This is a genomic window from Mycoplasma sp. 744 (assembly GCF_034863305.1).
In the GTDB taxonomy this organism is placed as follows: domain Bacteria; phylum Bacillota_I; class Bacilli_A; order Mycoplasmatales; family Metamycoplasmataceae; genus Mycoplasmopsis.
The window spans coordinates 1-21,659 of the sequence record NZ_JAYFFF010000007.1; the positions used below are offsets into that span (position 1 = coordinate 1).

Consider the following 21,659-nt stretch of genomic DNA (forward strand, 5'->3'; position numbering starts at 1 on the left):
GTATGTGACATTTTATTAAATCTTTTAAAAAACACTATTCAGTTTTCAAAGAATATAAGTGCATTAAATATGCACTTTTTTAATTTAATGATAATAATAAAAATAAATAAAAAAAAGCCGCTCCCTATTTTTGCATTTCTGCTATTTTCGGCACTAAAGGGCTTAACTACTGAGTTCGGAATGGTATCAGGTGATCCCCTTTGCTATAACGACTTATAGTATAATTATAACTTAAAAATAAAATAACAAAATATTTTTTTAAAAAAAATAATTATTTTTTTTATTATTAATATTTTGAACTTATTTTTTGTATAATTTATATACTTTTAATAAATAAAGAGAAAGGCAAAATGAAAAACTTTTTTAGTACAACAAGTTTCGTTGCATCTAAAATAATTAATAAACTCAGTAAAAATTGGGTTAATTTTTGAACAAACAAAGATTTATTTAAAAAAGTTTTATTTACCTTATCTTTATTGATTGTTTATATTTTAGCAACAACAATTCAAGCTCCCTTTGTTAAACTTAATAATTTTAATCTTATAAATCAAGATGCCTTTTTAAATACTTTAAATTTAGTTGGTGGTGGAGGTTTAAGAAATTTTTCTTTAGTTGCTCTAGGTATAAGTCCTTTCATTAATGCTTCCTTGATAATGTCTTTATTACAAACCAAATTATTCCCCGCTATTCATAAATTAAGTCAAAGTGGTCCGGAAGGAAGACGTAAATTAAATGTAATAACTAGATTATTAACTCTATTTATAGCTTTTCCGCAAGCTATTTTGTTAACACAATCATTAGGAGCTGGAGAAAATCCTTTTATTTCTTTTATTCCTTTGAATAATAACCAAAATTTAAAAAATTTAACCATTTATTTTTTACTACCAATGATATTAGTAGGAGCGTCTTTATTTTCTTTGTTTATCTCAGAAGAAATTACTAATAAAGGAATAGGCAATGGAACATCATTAATAATTTTTGTTGGTATTTCCTTTCAATTACCTAACCAATTTAGCGGAGCTTTTAATTTTTTTATTAGTAGTGGCGAAGTTAACTCACTATTAAATGGTGTTCTAAAATTTATGATTTATATTTTTGCGTATTTATTAGTTCTTTTTATAATTGCCTTAGTTTACAATTCTGAAAGACATATACCAATTCAACAAATAGGAAGTGGAAGAAGTAAAAATATTAAAGAAATGGGTAAATTACCTATTAAATTAAACCCTGGTGGTATTATGCCTATAATTTTTGCTACAATGATTATTTCATTTCCATTAATGATAGCAAGAATATTACCGGATTCAAATTTAGCTAAAAGCTGAATGATAGAAAATTTACAATTTACAAAACCTTTAGGTTTAAGTTTATTAATTGTAATAACTTTTCTTTTTAGTTTTTTAATTGGATTGCAACAGTCAAAAGTAGATAAAATAGCAGAGGACTTTGCAAAAAATTCTACTTTTATTCCAGGGATTAAACCAGGAGAACAAACTGAAGATTATTTAATAGCTATTGTAATGAGATTATCTCTTTTTAGTGCTTTTTATCTTGTATTAATGGCTTCTATGCAATATTTATTAATTCTTGCTGGTTTGCCCGCAATTATTAGTTTTGGAGGAACTGGAATGATTATTTTAGTTACTGTTTCTCTGGAAACTATACAACAATATCAAGCAAGAAGTAAAAGTCAAACTTTAACTAAGCAGAAAAATCTTTCTAAACAAACTATTAATAATTTAAATAATAATAAAAGTAAATTTGATAAGAATAAGAAAAACGGAGATGGTTTGCTATGATAAAAAAAGAATTACCTAATATAGTTTTTATGGGGCCGCCGGGAGTGGGTAAAGGAACAACTGCTAATTTAATTGCTCAAAAAACAGGAATTAAACATTTATCTACTGGAAGTATTTTTCGTGAAACAATAGCTAATAAAACTCCTTTGGGTTTAAAGTTAGCAAAATATGTTGAAAATGGTTTGTATGTTCCTGATGAAGTTACTAATCAAATAGTAAAAGAAAAATTAGAAAGTTTAATGCACCAAAATCAAAAAGTTATTTTAGATGGTTATCCTAGAACAATTGAACAAGTACACTTTCTTAATAAAATAGAAGGATTTAAATATAAAGTTATTGAACTAAATGCTTCTAATGATTTAATAATGCAAAGATTAAATGGTAGAAGATTTTGCCCTAATTGTGGTAAAAATTATAATATATTTTCTTTACCTTCACAAAAAGATACATTATGTGAAAATTGTGATTCTGTTTTGCAAATGAGAAAAGATGATAGCATTGAAAATATTAAAATTAGACAACAAATTTATAAAGATTCTACCGCACCACTTCTTGATTACTTTAAAGAACATAATAATTTGCAAATTTTTGATGCTACAGGTTCGCCTGATTTTGTCACACAACAGATTTTAGACTGATTAAATAAAGAATAGTTATCTTTTTAGATAACTTTTTTTTATTTAATGTATAATTTATTTTGCATTTATATAAGAAAAATATAAGTCAAATTTGACTTTTATTTTTCTATTATTTATATATCATAAATGCAAGGAGAATAATGATAACTATTAAAAGTGATATAGAAATAGAAAAAATCACTAAAAGTTGTCGTATCCTGGCAGAAGTTAAACAAATAGTTTGAAATTCGATAAGACCAGGAATTTCATTAAAAGAACTTGATTCAATCGCTTTTAATGAAATAATAAAAAGAGGTGCTAAACCTGCTTTTAAAGGTTTATATGGTTTTCCAGCTACAGCTTGCATCTCTATTAATGATGAATTAATTCACGCTATACCTTCAGATTATAAATTAAAATTAGGTGATTTAGTCAGTGTTGATTTAGGATGTATATGAGAGGGTTATAACAGTGATAGTGCTTTTACCAAAGGAGTTGGTAAAATTTCTAAAATAGATCAAAAACTTATTAATGTAGCTAAAGAAGCTTTTCTTGCAGGTTTGAAAGCTATAAAACCTGGCGCAAGAATAGGTGATATTAGTTATGCAATAGGTCAAGTTATTAAAAATAATAATTTTTATACACCAAGTGAATATAGTGGACATGGAATTGGTATTACATTGCATGAAGATCCTTATGTACCAAATGATGGAATTCCTAATACAGGTCCGCTTTTAAAAGATGGTATGGTAATTTGTATTGAGCCTATGATTTTACAAAAATCACCAAAAACAAAATTAAAAAGAAATAAATGAACAGTCGTAAGTGCTGATGGTTTAAATTGTGCCCACTATGAACATACTGTTTTAATAAAAAATGGATATGGTGTAGTTTTAACGGAAGGAATTTAATGGCAAAAGACGCTATTAAAATGACTGCTAAAGTTGTTCAAGCTTATTCAACTGATGAATATGAAGTAGAACTTGAAGGCGGTATGTTAATTAAAGCTCATATTTCTGGCAAAATGAGAGTAAATCATATTAGAATTTTGCCTGGTGATACTGTAGATGTAGAAATTAGTCCTTATAATTGAAATTTAGGAAGAATTATTTACAGACACAAATAAGGAGAAAAATGAAAGTAAGAGCTAGTGTAAAAAGAATGTGTAAAGATTGTCGTATTATTAAACGTCAAGGAATAATAAGAGTTATTTGCTCACAACCAAAACATAAACAAAGACAAGGATAAAAAATGGCTAGAATTTTAAACGTTGAAATTCCAAATAACAAACGTGTAGTAATTTCATTAACTTATATATTTGGTATTGGAAGAAATAGAGCAAAAGATATTTGTGCTGCAGCAAATGTAAATGAAAATATTAGAACCAAAGATTTAACTGAAGAACAATTACAAAAATTACGTGTGGAAGCTGCAAAATATACAACAGAAGGTGATTTACATAGAGAAGTTAGCTTAAACATTAAACGTTTAATGGAAATTAAATGTTATCGTGGTATAAGACATCGTAAAGGACTTCCTGTTAGAGGACAAAGTACACAGAAAAATGCTAGAACACGTAAAGGCCCTAGAAAAACTGTTGCAGGGAAAAAAGGTAAATAAGATTAAGGAAAATGAATTATGGCAAGAAAAACTAAAAAGAAAAATATTACTAATGGTATTGCGCACATTCACTCTACTAATCAAAATACAATTGTTACATTTACAGATGAATTTGGTAATGTAATTGCTTGAAGTTCATCAGGTGCAATAGGTTACAAAGGTTCTAAAAAGAAAACTCCTTACGCCGCTTCATTAGCTGCACAAGCAGCATCTGAAGCTGCTAAGGAACACGGTGTAAAAAGTGTTAAAGTAAGATTAAAAGGTTTAGGTGCTGGTAAAGATGCAGCGCGTAAACAAATAGAAGTAGCAGGCATCACAGTTACTGAAATTAAGGATGTTACTCCAGTTCCACACAATGGAACTAGACCTCCAAAACGTGTTCTCAAACGTGAAAAACAAAGATAATTGATAATTTTAAATAAAGGAGCACTATATGGTAAAAATGCCCAAGCTTATTTATCAAAAACTTCAAAATTTAAGTGAAAACATTAATGAAACTGTTTTTTCTTTAAAACCATTAGAAAGAGGTTTTGCTAATACTTTAGGAGTAGCTTTAAGAAGAACATTATTGTCTAGTATTACTGCTTTAGCTTTAGTAGCGGTGAAAATAGATGGTGTAGAACATGAATTTCAAACCATACCTGGAGTAGAAGAAGATGTTGTTTCATTAATAATGAATTTGCGTAAGGTTAAATTTCAATATAATCCTGAATTAGTTTCAGATAATGATATTATTAAAGTTTCATTAAAAACAGATAAATTAGGTATTATTACTTCAAAAGAATTAGTGATTAATAATTCTAATATCGAAATTTTAAATAAAAATCAATATATAGCTACTTTAAATAAAGGCAGCTTACATTTAGAATTGTATTTAAAATCTGGTAGAGGTTTTATTAGTAACGAAGAAAATAAAAAAATAGTTAATTCAGCAACATTTTTAACTAATATTGATAGCAAAATTAAAAGAGGAATTTTAATTGCCACTGATTCTGATTTTTCACCAGTAGAAAAAGTTAATTATGTAGTTAATGAACTTAATTCTTCAAGTTCTAAATTAGAAGAAGAATTAATTTTTACTGTTGTTACTAATGGAACTATTGATCCTAAATATGCAATTCAACAAGCGTGCGAAATTTTGGTCGCATCATTTAAATTAATTGGTAATGTTGATGAAATGCAATTAGAAGTTTTTGCTGAAGAAAAAGAAGTAGAAGTAGAAGAAAAAGATAATGACATTGACATTAGTCAATTACAATTATCAGTTCGTTCATTTAATGCTTTAAGAAGAATAGGGAAAACTAAACTTTCTCAAATTTGCGAAATGACGCTTGAAGAAATAGAAGGAACTAAAAATTTAGGAAGAAAATCAATTGAAGAAATTATCAATGTACTTAAAGATTATGGTCGTGAACTTAAAAAAGGAGAAGAATAATGGCTAATCCAACACAAATTTATAGTCGTGATGCTAAATGAAGAAAAGGAGTAATGCGTACTTTAACAAGTGAATTATTAGCACATGGTCGAATTACTACTACTTTAACTCGTGCAAAAGAATTACGTCGTCATGCTGAAAAAATGATAACTAAAGCTAAAAATCCTACTTTAGCTAACCGCCGTTTAGTTGCTGCTTTTCTTCGTCCTACTTTAGTTAATAATAAAGAAAATCTTTTAAAATATTTATTTAATGAAATAGCACCCAAATATAAAGAAAGAAAAGGTGGATACACCAGAATTTATAAAATTATTGCGCGTCGTGGTGATAATACTCAAATGGCAATCATTGAATTAGTTTAATTTACTATTTAGCTTTAATTAACACAAAATAAAAAATACTCTTTTATAAAAGAGTATTTTTTATTTACCAAATTTAAAATGACAAATATCGCCGTCATTCATTAGATAATTTTTTCCTTCAGATCTAATTTTTCCAGCATTTTTAGAACCTATTTCACCATTATAATTTATATAATCCTCATAAGAAATAATATCAGCTTTAATAAATTTTTTTTCAAAATCACTGTGAATAATACCAGCGCATTGAGGAGCTAGCATACCGTTTTTATAAACTCATGCTCTTGCTTCTTTTGGTCCAACAGTAAAATAAGTTTTTAAATTGAGTAAATCAAAAGTTTCTTTAGTTAAATAATCTAATCCACTATACTCTATAGAATAACTATTTAATCATTCTTGAGCTTCTATTTCATCTAGTTGAGCTATTTCGGATTCTAATTGCACAGATATAGGAATAATTTTATTTTTTATTCCGTATTCTTTTTTTAATTGTTGAAAATAAAAATCATTATCTAAATTTTTAATTTGATTAGCAGAAACATTAGCTACATATATCATTGGTTTACTTGTTAATAGTTGATAACTTTTGATAAGTTTAAATTCTTCTTCATTAAAATCTTTTACTATATCATAAGCGAATTTATTATTTTCCAAAACACTTTTAATTTTCAGTGCCGTTTTTTCTTCAAGTATAGCAATTTTATCTCCGCTTTTAGCTTTTTTGTGTATTCTATTTATAATATTATTAATTGTTTCTAAATCGACTAGAATTAATTCTAAATTAATAGTTTCAATATCTGTTAAAGGATCAACTTTATCATTAACATGCATAATATTTTTATCTTCAAAACATCTTACTACATGAATGATAGCATCAACTTCTCTAATATTAGCCAAAAATTTGTTTCCTAATCCCTCTCCTCTTGAAGCGCCTTTAACTAAACCAGCTATATCAACAAAATCAAAAGTAGCTGGAATTATTTTTTCTGGTTTAGCAATTTTTGCCAATTCTACTAAACGTTTATCTCTCAAAGCAACGCTACTAATATTTGGTTCAATAGTAGTGAAAGCATAATTACTTGCTTCTACTTGATATTTTGTAAGAGCACTAAATAAAGTAGATTTACCTACATTAGGTAAGCCTACAATTCCTGCTTTTAATGACATACTATCTCCTATAATTCAAAAATTTTAATATTTTTAACATTTTAATTATAACTGTGATTTATCTATAGTTTAAAATAAAAACACACTTTAAAAGTGTGTTGTATCTATAAGCCACGTTTTGTTCTTCCAATAAGATGTCAACAATTTATCTAATTTAAATATTAATATTTAAATTCTCTTTTTTGATTCATTTCTCTTAAAAGAGTTCCCCTACCGTTATTTGGGTTTCTAACTCATGGAGTTTACCGCGTTTCACAATTCTCGTCTCTGTGGCACTAGTCGTCTAAGCCTGAATTTATTAGATTCAGCATGAACACTACAATCATCTCAGATTGTGTTAGCGTGGACTTTCCTCTATTTTTATCAAACAGCTGTTGACCGATACTAATTTATTATATAAATTTATTTAAAAATTAGCTAGTAAAAATTAATGAAAAAATTTTATTAAAAAAAGTTCAAAACCTATTTTTTCATTTACTATGCCTTTTTTAATTTCTCTATCTAATTCTGCTAAATATTTGATCATACTTTGTATTTTATTAATTGACAAATTATTTAATAATGAATATATTTTTTTAGCTCTATATAAATTAATTTTGAATTCTTGGGAATATGTTTCTAAATTTTTTTTATTATTTAAATAATAATACATTTGATTACAAATAATTAAATTTTGAGATATTTGATAAATCAACATTGTAATATTTTCCCCTGCAACAATTTTTTTTAAATATTGATCTCAAATAATATTTAATTTTTTTTGTTCTAAGGAATTGATAAATGCGAAAGGATCAAAGTTAATACTTGAAACAATAAGTTCATTTATCTCATCAATAGTAATATTTTTAGTTACTAAAGCAATTTTTTCAAATTCATTAATTAATCTCATTGTATCATCATTAACTTTATTAACTAATTGCAAAACATTAGAATAATTTATTTGAATTTTTGCTTTCTCAGCTTTATGTAGTATTAAATTAACTTTTTCTTTAATATCAAGTTCGTTTAATTCAAACACTTTTATTTGTTTATTAGAAAAATATATTTCTTCAGTAAATATATTTTTTAACACATCATTTTTTTTAATTTGATTAATAAATATTAAAATGTTATTATTATTTTTAATAGAATTTATAAATTGGTTTATTATAAAAATTTCTTCTTTATTAAATTTATTACTTGTTAATAAATTGCAATTATTTATAATTATTAATTCCTTAGAGGAAAATAAAATTTCTTGATTTAAATTTTTTATTATTTCAATTAAAGAATTAATATTCTCATAATAATATCTTTTTTTAGTATTAATATTTTCTTCTTTTTGAATTATTTGAATTTGTTTATTTATCTGATACAAATCATTTGAAAAAATAAAATACATTTAATTTTTCTCCTTATGTTCATTAACTATTTTTTTTAATTTTATTAATCAATGATTTAATCCCGCCTTAGTTTTATGTATATTATATTTTTTTAATAAAAAAGTATAGTTATTTAAACTTTCTCCAATATTATTTTTAATTAAATCAAAAAAAACTAATTCATCTTCCTTAAAATTTTCTTTTAAATTATGTTCATTAATATAATTTATGAATTCCAGATATTTTTCTTGAGCATTAACTATTTTTTCTATATTTGAATAATCTATATTATTTAAACGATTTATATTATTTTGATAATCTCTTGTAATTATTGAATCTTCAAAAATAAAATAAGAATTAATTGCTTCAATAGCTTTTAAGAAATCGGAAATTTTTTCTTGTTTTTTAATATATAAGATATATTTTTGTTTATAAAACATTTTTACAAAACCAAAATTATATGTGTTTAATTTTTTTTGTATTTGATCAATAAAAATTTCATAATTAGAATTAATAGCCAAATGGTAAGAAGTTTTGTTTAAATTATTTATTGACCCACTACCTGTAAAAAAACCAGCAAAAAAACTATTTAAATAAATAATTTGCGCATTCAAATTAAATTCTTTCGCTAATATAATAATATTTGTTTTGTCTTGAGTAAATGTAATTTTTAAAATATTCAAAAAGTTTATGATATTTTCTCTTATGGTTTTATCCCTAATTACTAATAAGATATTTTTATGAATGTCAAAAATTACTTTTGAACTTATAAAACCTTTTAAAAAATCATATATTTGATCTTTAGTTTTTTGTTTATTTAAAATCTCATATTTTATTTGTAAGCTAAAATTCATATTTTCTTATAATTATAATAATTATAAGAAAAAATAAAAAAGAATTATATATTTATAATATATGTAGAAAAGATTTATGAAAAATAAAAAAATAAAAATACTTTTTATAGGTGATATATTTGGTTTTCCAGGAATAAAAATTTTAGAAAAATTTTTACCAAGTCTAAAAACAAAATATCATTTTGATATGATTATTGCTCAAGCGGAAAATGTTTCTGGTAGAAAAGGTTTTAATAAAAATGATTATCAAAAATTAAAAGAAATGGGTGTTAATCATTTTACAATTGGTAATCATGTATGAGCTAATGAAGAGATTTTAGAATTTATAAATAACAATGATATTTCTAGACCGGCTAATATATCTAATTCATATCCAGGAATGGGTTCAAGAATTGTTAAAATTAAAAATAAAACTATAAGAATTACTTCTTTAATGGGTATAACATTTAATAAATTATTATCTCCTTGAAAAGAAGAATATGCAGATAATTTTTTTGATTGCATTGATAATATTATTAATTATCAAGAAAAAACAGATTTTCATTTTGTAGATTTTCACGCAGAAACTACAAGTGAAAAAAATGTTTTAGGCTTATATTTAGATGGCAAAGTTGATGCCTTAGTTGGTACTCATACGCATGTACAAACAAACGATGCTAGATTGTTACCAAAATTTACTTGTTATATTACTGATGTTGGTATGTGTGGACCTTTAAATAGTGCAATTGGTGCTAATTTTGATGAAGTATATCAAAAAATGAGATATCAAAAAAATGCTAAATTTAAAATTTCTCCAAATAAGTCTCAATTTAATGCTGTTTTGTTGACATTAAATACTATTAATAAAATGAAAAATAAAATTCAAACTATTAATCTTTTAGAAAATTAGAATATTAAAAAAACTTGTTAAAACAAGTTTTTTAATTATTTGATTGTACTAAAGAAACTATTATCATTGGTTCTTTATCAAAAACTTTAAATATTTTTTTTCTTATTACTTGCCTTGCTCTATTTTGAAAAGTTTTTAAACCATCGAATGTTTCATTTTCAATAATTTTTAAAATAGTAGTTTTAATTAATTCTTTAGCTATTTTTTTAGTTTCTTTATCAAAAATACCAACAAAATTCATTTGTAATTTTCCGTTTAATAATTTAGTTTTAGAATTATATAATACAGAAACTAAGATAATGCCATCTCTTCCTAATAATTCTCTTTCGAGAATAACTTCAGAGGAAATATCTCCAACACCAAAACCATCAATTATAGTATCATGAATTTCTTTAATTTTTCCATTAGTCGAAATTAATTTACCATCAGCAAAATGAACTATTTTTCCATTTTGTAACAATAAACATTTGTTATCTTTGATATTTAATTTTTCCGTCAAAATATTTTGTGCACTTACCAAATAACGATATAAACCTTGAGCAGGAATAACATATTTAGGTTTTAGAGAATCAACCAAATTGATAAGATCTTCTTTTGCTGGTCTATGTCTATAAAATTCGTTTGTATTAACATCATAAAGATTTGAAGTAATTCTGGTAATTTCATCTAGCATTATTGCTTCTTGACTCTCTAAACCATTAATAGGAGGTGCTAAAATAATAACAACATCCGTGTTTTTTAATGTTAAAAATACATCATTATTACTTGTTATTCTTAAAAATCTACTATATAGTCTTTCTACTGAACCTGTAACTAAAATTACAGCATTATTAGTTTTACTTATACTGTTATGGTCTAAAATTTTAGGAAATTTAACTTGTGGAAATTTATTTTTAATTATGTTAAGAGCTTGAGCATAAGTTTTTCCGTAAACAATAACTGGTCTTTTTGTTTCAATGGCTAAATTTAAAATTTGCTGTATTGATGCCATTTCTTCGTCATATGCGCCAATAATTATTCTTTGGTCGCTTTTAGTTTCTAAAAATGTTTCTTTAATTGACTGTGGCAATTGAATTTTATCAACAGCTTTTCCAGGATAATTTGCTCTTCCACAATCAACAATTAATGCTAATAATGATCTTTTACTAAAATTTTTAGCTAAATTTGTAAAATTTAAATTACCATAAATTCCTAAATTTGCTTCAATAAAATTAAATAAAAATAAAATATCACCTTGTGGAGTTATAAAATTAAAACCCATGTGCCCTGGCATTGATCCAGCCAATTCAATAGGCTGAACAAAAATTTCCCCTATTTTAGTAATTTTATCGATTACTTGAATTTTGTAATCAGGATTATTGATTTTATATTTTTCTAAACGGTCTTGTATCATTATGGAATTAAATTCGGATGAGTAAATAGTTTGCCCTGAAATAGACATTAATAATCATGGTAATGCACTAAAAGATTCATTTTTTACATCAGTTATAAAAATACCCTTAATTTTATCTTTATTTTTTATAAAATAATTAAAATTAGGTATTAAAGTATCAACGCCATTTTTAGAATTAATTGGAATTTTTGTCCCGGTATTTATAATATAAATATCGTCATTATATTCTAAAACATAACAATTTTTTCCATTTTCATCTAAACCACCTAAAGCAAAAATATTAATATGATTTTTATACATAGTAAGCTCCATTATTTGCATAAATAAATTAATTTTAGGAATTATAAGAATTTATTTTTTAAATTATATATTAATATATAAAAAAAATAAAAAAAGTAGATTAATCTACTTTACTATAACTAGCGTATTTATTAATTTTTACTTTTTTTTCACTTTTTATATAAATGACTAAAGTATATTCGCCTTTAATATTTGTTTTTTTTAAATCATTTAAAATTTCTTCAGCAGTTCCATAAAAATGTTGTTCATAAATTTTAGTTAATTCTTTGCAAAGAAATAATTTTGCCTTGTCTTTTCAAATATTGTTTATTAATTCTAATAAATTAATTAGTTTATGCGGAGCGATGTAAAAAATATGCGAAAAATTATGATCTAAATTCTCTAATTGATCTTTTTTTTGCTGTGTTTTTTCTTTAGGAAAACCATGAAAAACAAATTCATTTGTAAAACCACTCAATGCCATTGCAGTTATTGCAGCATTTACACCTGGAATTAATTCTATGTTAATTTCTTTTTCTCTTGCTAATTTAACTAGATTAAATCCTGGGTCACTAATTAAAGGCATTCCAGCATCAGAAATTAATGCTAAAGATTTATTTTCTTTCAAAATTAAATCTATTAAACCCTTTGCAGAATTATTTTCATTAAATTTGTTATATATGAAAAGTTTTTTTTGTATATTTCAATAATTAAGTAATTTTTGTGCCACTCTTGTGTCTTCACATGCAATATAATCTACGTTTTTTAATGTTTCTACCGCACGATATGTAATATCTTTCATGTTTCCTATAGGTGTTGCTACTAAAAAAATTTTACTCATTTCATAATCTCACTAATTCTATTAAAAAATTTTCTAATTGTAAAAAGATATTAAATGTTGATTTATCTGTTTCATTTAAAAATGAATCACATAAAATAAATATTTTGTCAAAATTAAAAGAATTTTTAGATAAATTTAATTTGCTTTTAACAAACCATTCTGGATAATCAGATTTTTTATTAACAAAAATTTCAAAAGTTAATAATCTAAGGCTATAAATTAATAAATAAGCAATATTAAAAAAATCTTTTTTATTATATTTACTTAAAAAAAGATATATATTGTTGATATTAGAATTTAATATTTTAAAAAAATCACTAACTATAGCTAAATTAGTTTTTGATATATATTTATCTATTTGTTCTATTGATGAAAATAATTGTAATATAAAATTTATCTCCATATCATCAAATTTTTCTTTTTTAAGTTTTAAATATGCTATTTCTTTAAAATCGTCATTTCTAATATTCAAAATTATTGCACGGGATTTTATTGTTGGTAAAACTTTTTCTATATTATTTGTAGTTATTATAAATAAAACATTTTGGCTAGGTTCTTCTAAAGTTAATAATATAGCGTTAAGAGCTTGAATTGAAGCATTTTCAATATTTTTAAGAATTACAATCTTTTTATTATGACTAATAATATTTAAAGTTTCAAAAATTTTTTTAATATTATCTTTAGTTAAATTTTTATCTTCTGCATTTAAAATTTTAATATTTGATGGTAATAATTGTTCATCTAAAGATGTTAGATTAATATTTATGATTAAATTAATAATATTTATAATTGCAGAATTAAAATCAATTAATTCATAACTTTTAAGTAAATAACAATGATTTAATTTTTCAGTTTTTAATGAATTTTTTACTATTTTTAAATATGTGAACATTTTTATTTAATATATTTGTTTTTGAATAATTCATTATTAATTAATTTTTCATAAATATTATTTACAACTTCTTCAATAGATTTGCTAGCATCTATAATTTCAAATCTAGAAGGATTTTGATTTATTAATATTTGATAACCCAAATAAACTTTTTTGTGAAAATCTTCATTTTCTAAATCTAATCGATTAGGCTTATCTGTTCTTGTTTCTAAACGTCTTGTTCTACTTAAATTAAGATCAATGTTTAAAAAGAAAGTAATATGAGGTTTAATACCTTGAATAGTTAATTCTGTTAAATTAGTAACAAAATCTAAACCTAAATTACGAGCTATTCCTTGATATGCATAAAAACTATCAATATAACGATCGCAAAGAACTAATTTATTTTCAGTCAATCCAGGAATAACTACTTTATCTAAATGTATTCTTCTTGATGCAGAGTACAACATAGCCTCAGTAATAGGTGATAATTCATTATCTTTATCCAGTATTAATTCTCTTATTTTTTCCGCTTCTTTTATTCCATGACCACCTGGTTCTCTTGTTTCTAAAATTTCAATTTTAGGAAAATTTTCTTTAATTTTTTGAACTAATAATTTCATTGTTGTGGTTTTGCCACTTCCATCTAAACCTTCAAAAGTTATAAACATATTACCACCTTATCAATTATTTATTCTTACGATTGATTATTGATTCTTTTATTGTGAAAGGATCCAAATAATCTATATTTGAATTAATTGGCATTCCAATAGCAGCTCTAGAACATTTAATATTTTCTTGATTAAGTTTATTAATTAGTAAATTTGTTGTTAATTCACCTTGCAACGTGGGGCTTAAAACAATAATTACTTCTTTAAATTTATTTTTAGATAAATAATTAATTAAATGTTCAAATTCGATTTTATTATCATTTGCTTGCATTTTAGCGTCGATTAAATATGGCATTACATAAAAAATACCATTAAATATTTGATTATTTATTAATTTATTAACCGCTTGTATACTTTCTACAATCATTAATATTTCATTATTAAAAGTCAAATTTTTACAATTTAAACATATATTATCTTCTTTTATATAATTGCAATCATTACAAAAAGATAAACGTTTTTTTATTTGTTCGAATGAATTTATTAAATCATTTAAATAATTTTGATCTTTAATAAGCAAAAAATTTGACATTTTTTCCGCTTGTTTTTTACTAATACCGGGGAAAAGAGTTAATTTGTTTATTAAATTTTCAATACTATTTATTTTCATATTAAAAACCAAAACCAGGTATATTAGGCATTATTTGTTGATGCTCTTCATCAATTTGTAAAAATAAATCATTAATTGTTAAAGTAATTAAATCTTCTAAAGTTTCTGCATCTTCAGGATCTAATAAAATTGTTTCTTTGATTTTAATTGATACTATTTGTTTGCTGCCTTTTGCAATTACTTCTATGCCTTGTTTTTCAATAGAAAAAGTTTTTTCTAAAAATGCTTCTTCTTTTATTTCGGCTTCTTTTTGAATTTTTTGTAATTTTCTTAATAATCCTTGATCCATATTATTTTTCTCCTTTGATTCCTTTTGAAATTAAGTTATATAATTTTAAAACAAAATTATTTTTTTGTGGTTGTAAATTTTCTAAAGGTTTATATTTTTCTAATTCTTTATTAGAAAACATGCTAACTTTATTAAAAATGATTTTTATTCGATCTTTATCAGCAGAAGATGTTACAAAGAGATGTAATTGTTTTTTAAATAATTTTTGAAAAAATTCTCTTTGAATAATTTCATTTTGATAATTATCTTGTAAATAATTTAAAATTTTATTTTCAACTTTACTATTACCGTGTATTAATATAAAATTACTAGCGCTTGCTAATACTTTTAATTCTGTTGTACTAATTGCTTTAATAAAATCATTACATTCCAAATTAGCAATTAAATTTTTACTATTTTCTAAAATAGTTTTTATTTGATCATTCTTATTATTTGGATTTAAAACTTTTTTATCATAAAAATGTAAAGCAAATAATTTTTCTAATAATTCATCATCAATTTGACTTTTAAAAATTTTATCATTAGTATATGTTTTTAATAATGGCAATGTAACATCACTATTTTGATTAATTTCAAATTCTTCAGTAGATATTAAAGGATTCTCTAAATTTTCATCATCTAAATCATCGTTGAAAGTTAAAATTTCATTTTCAATATTTTTAATATCATCTTTTGCGTTATTATATTTCAAAATATATTCTTGACTTTGTTCTAATATATCTTTAATATCTTTTTCTACTGAATTATTATTTATTTTTAATTCCTCTTGAACTTTATTAGTTTGATCATTTTGAGAATTTCTATTTTCTTGCATTTTTTCCTTTTTTATTAATGAATCATTTGTTTCTAAAAATGAATTGTGCCTGTTCATAATTTTAAATAAATTAAAATATATTAAATCATAAGGTTTATTTTGATTATATAAACTTTTAAGTAATTGATATAAATATTCTAATGTTTCATAAGCAAAAATTGTATTGAATTCTATTAATTCGAAATCATTTTCTAAAAGTATTTCACTAAAATCTAAATTATTAGTTTTGTTACATACTAAATAATCTTTTAAAACCGTTATTCAATTTTCTACGATTATTTTAGCATCTGCATTATTGTTTTTAAATTCATCAAATGTATTAATAACATATGAATAATCATGTTTATATATAGCATTAAAAAAATTAATTATTTTACTATTTTCCACAATACCAAAAAGTTCAGTGACACTTTTTAAAGTTAAATTATTCTCACAATAAGCAATAGCTTGTTCCGCAATAGATAACGCATCTCTTAGTGCTCCTTGAGCCAAACGAGCAATATATGCTGGAGTATCATTGTCATATTGTATTTTTTCAATTTCAAAAATTTCTTTTAAACGACTTTCTATTTGTTTATTAGTTATTTTTTTAAAATTATGAATTTGTAGTCTTGATAAAACAGTTGATGGTATTTTTTGAGCATCTGTTGTAGCTAAAATAAAAATAACATGTGAAGGGGGTTCTTCTAAAGTTTTTAACAAGGAATTAAAAGCACTTTTAGTTAACATGTGTACTTCATCAATAATATATATTTTATAACGACCAACAGTAGGTAAATGTTCGATTTTTTCCTGTAACATTCTAATTTCTTCTACACCATTGTTTGAAGCAGCGTCCATTTCAATAATATCCAAATTATTTGTGTTTTTTTCTAAACAATTTTCACAAATATCATATGGTATATTGGTATGAATACAATTTATAGCATTAGCAAAAATTTTAGCTAAGGAAGTTTTACCTACACCTCTAGAGCCACTAAATAAATAAGCATGATTTATATTATTGCTAATTATAATATTTTCTAATACTTTGATTATATGCTCTTGTCCAACAACTTGTTCAAATTTTTGGGGTCTATATTTACGGTATAAAGCTTTATATGACATATTAACTCCTAAGTTAATTTAAACGTTAGTATATATACTATATATACATTATATATAATGTAAAATTTAAAATAAATTTAAATAACTCATCTTTTATAGGTTATCATTTTTATGCATTATAAAATAAAATATAATTAATATTAATTAATTATTCAAGATTTTTTAAGTTACTAATATATAAAGGAATGTATGAATAAAAAAGTGATTTTAGTTGTTATTGACGGTTTAGGATTACGTAAGGAAAAACAAGGTAATGCTTTTAAACAAGCTAACACCGTCTTTTTTGATAATTTATTTACTAATTATCCTAATTCTATTATTCAAGCAAGTGGTGAATATGTAGGTTTACCGACTGATCAAATGGGCAATTCAGAAGTAGGTCATTTAAACATAGGAGCAGGTAGAATTGTTTACACAGGATTATCATTAATTAATCAACAAATCAAAACAAAAGAATTTCATAAAAACAAAGTTTTTTTAAATGTTTTTGAAAATGTTAAAAAAAATAATACTACTTTACATTTAATTGGTTTATTAAGCAACGGTGGTGTGCATTCAGATGAAAATCATTTATTTGAATTAATGCATTTAGCATATGAAAATAAAGTAAAAAATGTTTCATTACATTTATTTGGTGACGGCAGAGACGTAGCACCAAAATCAATTTTAAATTCTTTAAATAAAGTTGATCAATTATGCAAAAAATATTCATATAAAATTGCTTCATTAGGTGGAAGATTTTATGGCATGGATAGAGATAAAATGTTTGATAGAGTAGAACAACACTATAATGCAATGTTAGGTTTATCTGATGTAACTTTTACAAATGCAATTGATTATATTAATAATGAATATTCAAATAATAGAACAGATGAATTTTTAATTCCTGCATCTAATTTAAATGCAAAATTCATAGAAAATAATGATTCGATAATCTTTTTCAATTTTAGACCTGATCGCGCAAGACAATTAACTCATTTGTTTATCGATTCAAATCTTTATCAAGTAAAAGCCAAACATTTAGTTAAATTAAATAATTTTGTTTCGATGATGAAATATGAAGGTTTAAATACTCAAATAGCTTTTGAAGAAATGAAAGTAGTTAATCCCATTGGTAAAGTTTTAGAAAAAAATAATTTAAAACAATTAAGAGTTGCAGAAACACAAAAATATGCCCATGTGACTTTCTTTATGGATGGTGGTATAGATGTAGAATATAAAAATTCCAAAAGAATTATGGTGCCATCTTTAAAAGTTAATAGTTATGCAGATGAACCACAAATGTCAGCTAAAGAAATAGTTGATGAATTAATAAATAATGCAGCAGATTATGATTTGACAATTATGAATTTTGCAAATCCTGATATGGTAGGTCATACAGGTAATTTAAAAGCGACAATAAAAGCAATAGAAGTATTAGATAAAGAGATCCAACGCTTGTGAACTTGAGCAGAAAAACAAAATATAACTATTTTTATCACTGCGGATCACGGAAATGCAGAAATTACGGAAGATGAAAATGGTAACCCAGCTACAAAACATACAAAAAGTCCTGTTATGTTAATAACAAGTGATAAAAATTTACAATTAAAAAATGGTATTTTAGCCAATATCGCCCCTACAATATTGGATTATATGAATATTGAAAAATCTAAAGAAATGACACATGAAAGTTTAATAATCAAATAGATGAATAACAAAGAAAAAGAAATTAAAGCAATTGTAATATTACACAATAAATCCTTGAAGAAAATTAATAATTGAATAAATATAAAAGAAACTAATAATATAGAATTTTTAATTGTTAATAATTATAAAGAAGATAAAGATAAAATTTTAAATTATCTAAAAGAAAAAAATATTAATTTAGATTATGTTATGTTGTTAGCAAATAATTTATTTAAAAAAGATTTTATTAATAAATTTACTTTTTCATATACTTATCCCTCAATTAAAAATTTAAATTATAAATATTATACTTCTCGTTTAGAACAAGATGGTTTTGATGAAGCTATTAAAGATTATTTATATCGTATTAAATTGCCTTTGGAAAAACAACAATTAGCTCAAAAATTAGAAAGACAAAAAAATAGTAATAAATATTAAAATACGAAGTCTTTTACTTCGTTTTTTATTTTTCTTTATCATAATTTAGGTAAAATTAAAATACTATGAATTTTTTAAATATCAAATCGACTGAAATGAGAATTGCAGAAAAAACATTAAAAAAAATTAATGATTATGAACCTATTATTGCTAAGTTATCTAATGAAGAATTAAGAAATAAAACTGAACAATTTAAAATTCGTTTAGCTAATGAGGAAAATATAGATAAAATTAGACCGGAAATTTTTGCAGTAGCAAGAGAAGCTACAAAAAGAATTTTAGGTAAAAGACCATACGATGTACAAATGATTGGTGGAGTTTTATTAGATTTAAGTAGTATTGCTGAAATGAAAACAGGTGAAGGAAAAACTATTACTTCTATAGCTCCAGTTTATTTAAATGCATTATATGGTAAAGGAGCAATTGTTTCTACAGTTAATGAATATTTGAGTGAACGTGATGCGTTAGAAATGGGAGAAGTTTTTAATTTCTTAGGTTTAACAGTTGGTATTAATAAAGCGCAAATGAATCCTGAGGATAAAAGAAAAGCTTATCAATGCGATATTACTTATTCCGTGCATTCTGAATTAGGATTTGATTATTTAAGAGATAATATGGTAAATACTTTGGCAGAAAAAGTACAAAGAGGATTATTTTTTTGTTTAATCGATGAAGCTGATTCAATTTTAATCGATGAAGCAAAAACACCTTTAATTATTTCTGGTGGCGAAGGTTCTGATACTCATTTATATTATTCAGCGGATCAATTTGTGAGAATTTTAAATCAAAATGATTATGAAATCGATGAAGAATCTAAAGCAATTTCTTTGACTTATAGTGGTATAAACAAGGCTAATAATTATTTTAAAATTAATAATTTATATGATATAGAAAATTCTGAAATTGTTCATAGAGTTCAAAATGCTTTAAGAGCTCATAAAGTAATGAAAAACAATGTTGAATATATTGTTAGAGAAGGCAAAATTGAATTAGTTGATGCATTCACAGGCAGAATAATGGAAGGACGTGCATATTCTGAAGGATTGCAACAAGCTTTACAAGCTAAAGAAATGGTTAAAATTGAACCAGAAACTAAAACCTTAGCAACTATTACTTATCAAAATTTCTTCAGAATGTTTGATAAACTATGTGGCATGACAGGAACGGCTAAAACAGAAGAACAAGAATTTATTGATATTTATAATATGAGAGTTAATCCCGTGCCTACTAATAAACCAATAAAAAGAAGAGATTTGCCTGATGCTATTTTTGCCAATTCACAAGCTAAATGAATTGCTGTTACTAATAAAGTTAAACAATTATATGATAAAGGACAACCTGTTTTAATTGGAACGGCTCAAATTGAAGATTCTGAAGAATTACATTACTATTTAGAAAAAGCCAATATTCCTCACACTGTATTAAACGCAAAACAAAACGCTTCTGAAGCTGAAATTATTTCTCAAGCCGGACAAGTTAAATCTGTAACTATCGCTACTAATATGGCAGGTAGAGGAACTGATATTAAACCTTCAAAAGAAGCTATTGAATTAGGTGGATTATATGTTATTGGGACAGATCGTGCCGAAAGTCGTAGAATTGATAATCAATTAAGAGGTAGATCTGGTAGACAAGGAGATCCGGGCGTTTCTAAATTTTATGTTTCTTTAGATGATCAATTGATGCAACGTTTTTCTAATTATGAAGAATTTAAAAAAGCTTATGAAAAAGAAGGCAATAAAGAAATTACCAATAAGAATTTACAATTTGGCTTCAAACATGCTCAAAAGAAAATTGAAGGTTTCAATTATGATAGTAGAAAAAGTGTTTTACACTATGATGATGTTATTAGACAACAAAGAGATTTATTTTATGCTCAAAGAGACTTAATTTTAACTAATAATAATGTATCTTTTATCATTGAAAGAATGTTTAATAATGTCGTAAAAGTAATTTTAAATAATTCTGATTTAAAATTACAAAATAATCATTTAGATTATGAAAATTTAGTTAGTTATATTAATAGTAATTTCTTTAACTTATTTAAACCAGAATTTCAACTTGAATATAAAAAATTAAGAAAAATTTCAGATAATGAATTAAGTGAATATTTACTTGAAAAATTTTTACTTAATTTTAAAGAATGAGAAACTAATGCTAAAAATAATACTATGGATGATAATATATTTTTAAGTTTAGAAAAACATTATTTATTATCAACTATAGATCGTTATTGACAAAATCATATTGATGGCATGGATAAATTACGTTCAAATATTAATTTAGTTCAATACGCACAAAAAAATCCTTATCAAATGTATACTGATGAAGGAACTAAAATGTTTTATACCATGTTGGATAATATAGCTTATGATACTTGCCAAATTATTTTAAATGATCGTTTAGGTAGAAAATCGATGATCAGTCCCGAAATTCAAGCCGATCCATTATTTCAACAAATTCAATCTATGGTAGTTTTAAGTTTAGGTCAAAGTGATGACGAGAGAGAAACTTATTTATTAGAAACTTATTATAATTTAAAAAAACAGACTCAAATGTTTGATAATAATGAAATTA

At 24.0% G+C, this 21,659-nt stretch carries 23 protein-coding genes, 1 rRNA gene and 1 other RNA gene; 13 read left to right on the forward strand and 12 right to left on the reverse strand.

Annotated features, from left to right (window positions below):
• Positions 1–111: 111 nt before the first annotated feature.
• Positions 112–217 (reverse strand): 5S ribosomal RNA (rrf, locus tag VBM87_RS02660).
• 133 nt (positions 218–350) lie between these two features.
• On the opposite strand from rrf, the gene secY reads away from it, so the two are divergent.
• The 9 genes from secY to rplQ all read left to right on the forward strand — a co-directional run bounded on the left by secY (position 351) and on the right by rplQ (position 5,833).
• Positions 351–1,802, forward strand: a complete 1,452-nt coding sequence (gene secY / locus VBM87_RS02665; protein ID WP_323177265.1) for a preprotein translocase subunit SecY — start codon at positions 351–353, stop codon at positions 1,800–1,802.
• Complete coding sequence (locus VBM87_RS02670) at positions 1,796–2,452, forward strand: adenylate kinase family protein (protein WP_257075744.1); 657 nt, start codon at positions 1,796–1,798, stop codon at positions 2,450–2,452. The genes secY and VBM87_RS02670 overlap by 7 nt, the downstream gene beginning before the upstream one ends.
• Positions 2,453–2,577: 125 nt before the next feature.
• Complete coding sequence (gene map, locus VBM87_RS02675; RefSeq protein ID WP_323177266.1) at positions 2,578–3,327, forward strand: type I methionyl aminopeptidase; 750 nt, start codon at positions 2,578–2,580, stop codon at positions 3,325–3,327.
• The gene (gene infA, locus VBM87_RS02680) at positions 3,327–3,542 is read left to right on the forward strand and encodes a translation initiation factor IF-1 (protein WP_257075742.1); all 216 of its coding nucleotides are present in this window, start codon (positions 3,327–3,329) and stop codon (positions 3,540–3,542) included. Before map ends, infA begins: the two co-directional genes overlap by 1 nt.
• Before the next feature lie 8 nt (positions 3,543–3,550).
• Entirely contained in the window at positions 3,551–3,664 is a 114-nt protein-coding gene (gene rpmJ, locus VBM87_RS02685) for a 50S ribosomal protein L36 (RefSeq protein WP_046096682.1), read from the forward strand.
• A 3-nt stretch (positions 3,665–3,667) separates the two neighbouring features.
• Positions 3,668–4,036 (forward strand): 30S ribosomal protein S13, encoded by a 369-nt coding sequence (gene rpsM / locus VBM87_RS02690; RefSeq protein ID WP_257075732.1) that lies wholly within the window; start codon positions 3,668–3,670, stop codon positions 4,034–4,036.
• A gap of 18 nt (positions 4,037–4,054) precedes the next feature.
• Positions 4,055–4,441 (forward strand): 30S ribosomal protein S11, encoded by a 387-nt coding sequence (gene rpsK / locus VBM87_RS02695; RefSeq protein WP_257075731.1) that lies wholly within the window; start codon positions 4,055–4,057, stop codon positions 4,439–4,441.
• Positions 4,442–4,469: 28 nt separating this feature from the next.
• On the forward strand, positions 4,470–5,471 hold the full coding sequence (locus VBM87_RS02700; protein ID WP_323177267.1) for a DNA-directed RNA polymerase subunit alpha: 1,002 nt from the start codon (positions 4,470–4,472) through the stop codon (positions 5,469–5,471).
• Positions 5,471–5,833: a 50S ribosomal protein L17 gene (rplQ, locus tag VBM87_RS02705; RefSeq protein ID WP_323177268.1), complete on the forward strand. Its 363-nt coding sequence runs from the start codon at positions 5,471–5,473 to the stop codon at positions 5,831–5,833. The genes VBM87_RS02700 and rplQ overlap by 1 nt, the downstream gene beginning before the upstream one ends.
• A gap of 60 nt (positions 5,834–5,893) precedes the next feature.
• Here rplQ and ychF read toward each other — a convergent pair whose 3' ends face one another.
• From ychF to whiA, 4 genes are all read right to left on the reverse strand, one after another.
• Positions 5,894–6,997 (reverse strand): redox-regulated ATPase YchF, encoded by a 1,104-nt coding sequence (gene ychF / locus VBM87_RS02710; RefSeq protein WP_323177269.1) that lies wholly within the window; start codon positions 6,995–6,997, stop codon positions 5,894–5,896.
• Between the two features lie 102 nt (positions 6,998–7,099).
• Positions 7,100–7,383, reverse strand: an RNA gene (rnpB, locus tag VBM87_RS02715) — RNase P RNA component class B.
• A gap of 41 nt (positions 7,384–7,424) precedes the next feature.
• Positions 7,425–8,378, reverse strand: coding sequence for a DNA polymerase III subunit delta (holA, locus tag VBM87_RS02720; RefSeq protein ID WP_323177270.1), 954 nt, complete (start codon positions 8,376–8,378; stop codon positions 7,425–7,427).
• A complete protein-coding gene (whiA, locus tag VBM87_RS02725; protein ID WP_323177271.1) occupies positions 8,379–9,212 on the reverse strand; it encodes a DNA-binding protein WhiA in 834 nt (277 codons plus the stop codon).
• 76 nt (positions 9,213–9,288) lie between these two features.
• Here whiA and VBM87_RS02730 point away from each other — a divergent pair, with 76 nt between their 5' ends.
• Complete coding sequence (locus VBM87_RS02730; RefSeq protein WP_323177272.1) at positions 9,289–10,101, forward strand: TIGR00282 family metallophosphoesterase; 813 nt, start codon at positions 9,289–9,291, stop codon at positions 10,099–10,101.
• A 31-nt stretch (positions 10,102–10,132) separates the two neighbouring features.
• On the opposite strand, the gene VBM87_RS02735 is transcribed toward VBM87_RS02730, so the two are convergent.
• The 7 genes from VBM87_RS02735 to dnaX all read right to left on the reverse strand — a co-directional run bounded on the left by VBM87_RS02735 (position 10,133) and on the right by dnaX (position 16,976).
• Positions 10,133–11,794 carry a ribonuclease J gene (locus VBM87_RS02735; RefSeq protein WP_323177273.1) on the reverse strand — a complete coding sequence of 554 codons (1,662 nt, stop codon included), beginning with the start codon at positions 11,792–11,794 and terminating at the stop codon, positions 10,133–10,135.
• 100 nt (positions 11,795–11,894) lie between these two features.
• Positions 11,895–12,614, reverse strand: a complete 720-nt coding sequence (gene rsmI, locus VBM87_RS02740; RefSeq protein WP_323177274.1) for a 16S rRNA (cytidine(1402)-2'-O)-methyltransferase — start codon at positions 12,612–12,614, stop codon at positions 11,895–11,897.
• The gene (locus tag VBM87_RS02745) at positions 12,607–13,506 is read right to left on the reverse strand and encodes a hypothetical protein (RefSeq protein ID WP_323177275.1); all 900 of its coding nucleotides are present in this window, start codon (positions 13,504–13,506) and stop codon (positions 12,607–12,609) included. The genes rsmI and VBM87_RS02745 overlap by 8 nt, the downstream gene beginning before the upstream one ends.
• Positions 13,507–13,508: 2 nt before the next feature.
• The gene (gene tmk, locus VBM87_RS02750) at positions 13,509–14,156 is read right to left on the reverse strand and encodes a dTMP kinase (protein WP_323177276.1); all 648 of its coding nucleotides are present in this window, start codon (positions 14,154–14,156) and stop codon (positions 13,509–13,511) included.
• A gap of 16 nt (positions 14,157–14,172) precedes the next feature.
• On the reverse strand, positions 14,173–14,766 hold the full coding sequence (locus VBM87_RS02755) for a toprim domain-containing protein (protein WP_323177277.1): 594 nt from the start codon (positions 14,764–14,766) through the stop codon (positions 14,173–14,175).
• Between the two features lies 1 nt (position 14,767).
• The gene (locus VBM87_RS02760; RefSeq protein WP_323177278.1) at positions 14,768–15,055 is read right to left on the reverse strand and encodes a YbaB/EbfC family nucleoid-associated protein; all 288 of its coding nucleotides are present in this window, start codon (positions 15,053–15,055) and stop codon (positions 14,768–14,770) included.
• A 1-nt stretch (position 15,056) separates the two neighbouring features.
• Complete coding sequence (gene dnaX, locus VBM87_RS02765) at positions 15,057–16,976, reverse strand: DNA polymerase III subunit gamma/tau (RefSeq protein WP_323177279.1); 1,920 nt, start codon at positions 16,974–16,976, stop codon at positions 15,057–15,059.
• 189 nt (positions 16,977–17,165) lie between these two features.
• On the opposite strand from dnaX, the gene gpmI reads away from it, so the two are divergent.
• The 3 genes from gpmI to secA form a co-directional block, all read left to right on the forward strand.
• Complete coding sequence (gene gpmI, locus VBM87_RS02770) at positions 17,166–18,665, forward strand: 2,3-bisphosphoglycerate-independent phosphoglycerate mutase (RefSeq protein WP_323177280.1); 1,500 nt, start codon at positions 17,166–17,168, stop codon at positions 18,663–18,665.
• Entirely contained in the window at positions 18,666–19,082 is a 417-nt protein-coding gene (locus VBM87_RS02775) for a hypothetical protein (RefSeq protein WP_323177281.1), read from the forward strand.
• Between the two features lie 65 nt (positions 19,083–19,147).
• A partial coding sequence (secA, locus tag VBM87_RS02780; protein WP_323177282.1) for a preprotein translocase subunit SecA occupies positions 19,148–21,659 on the forward strand: 2,512 nt, incomplete at its 3' end.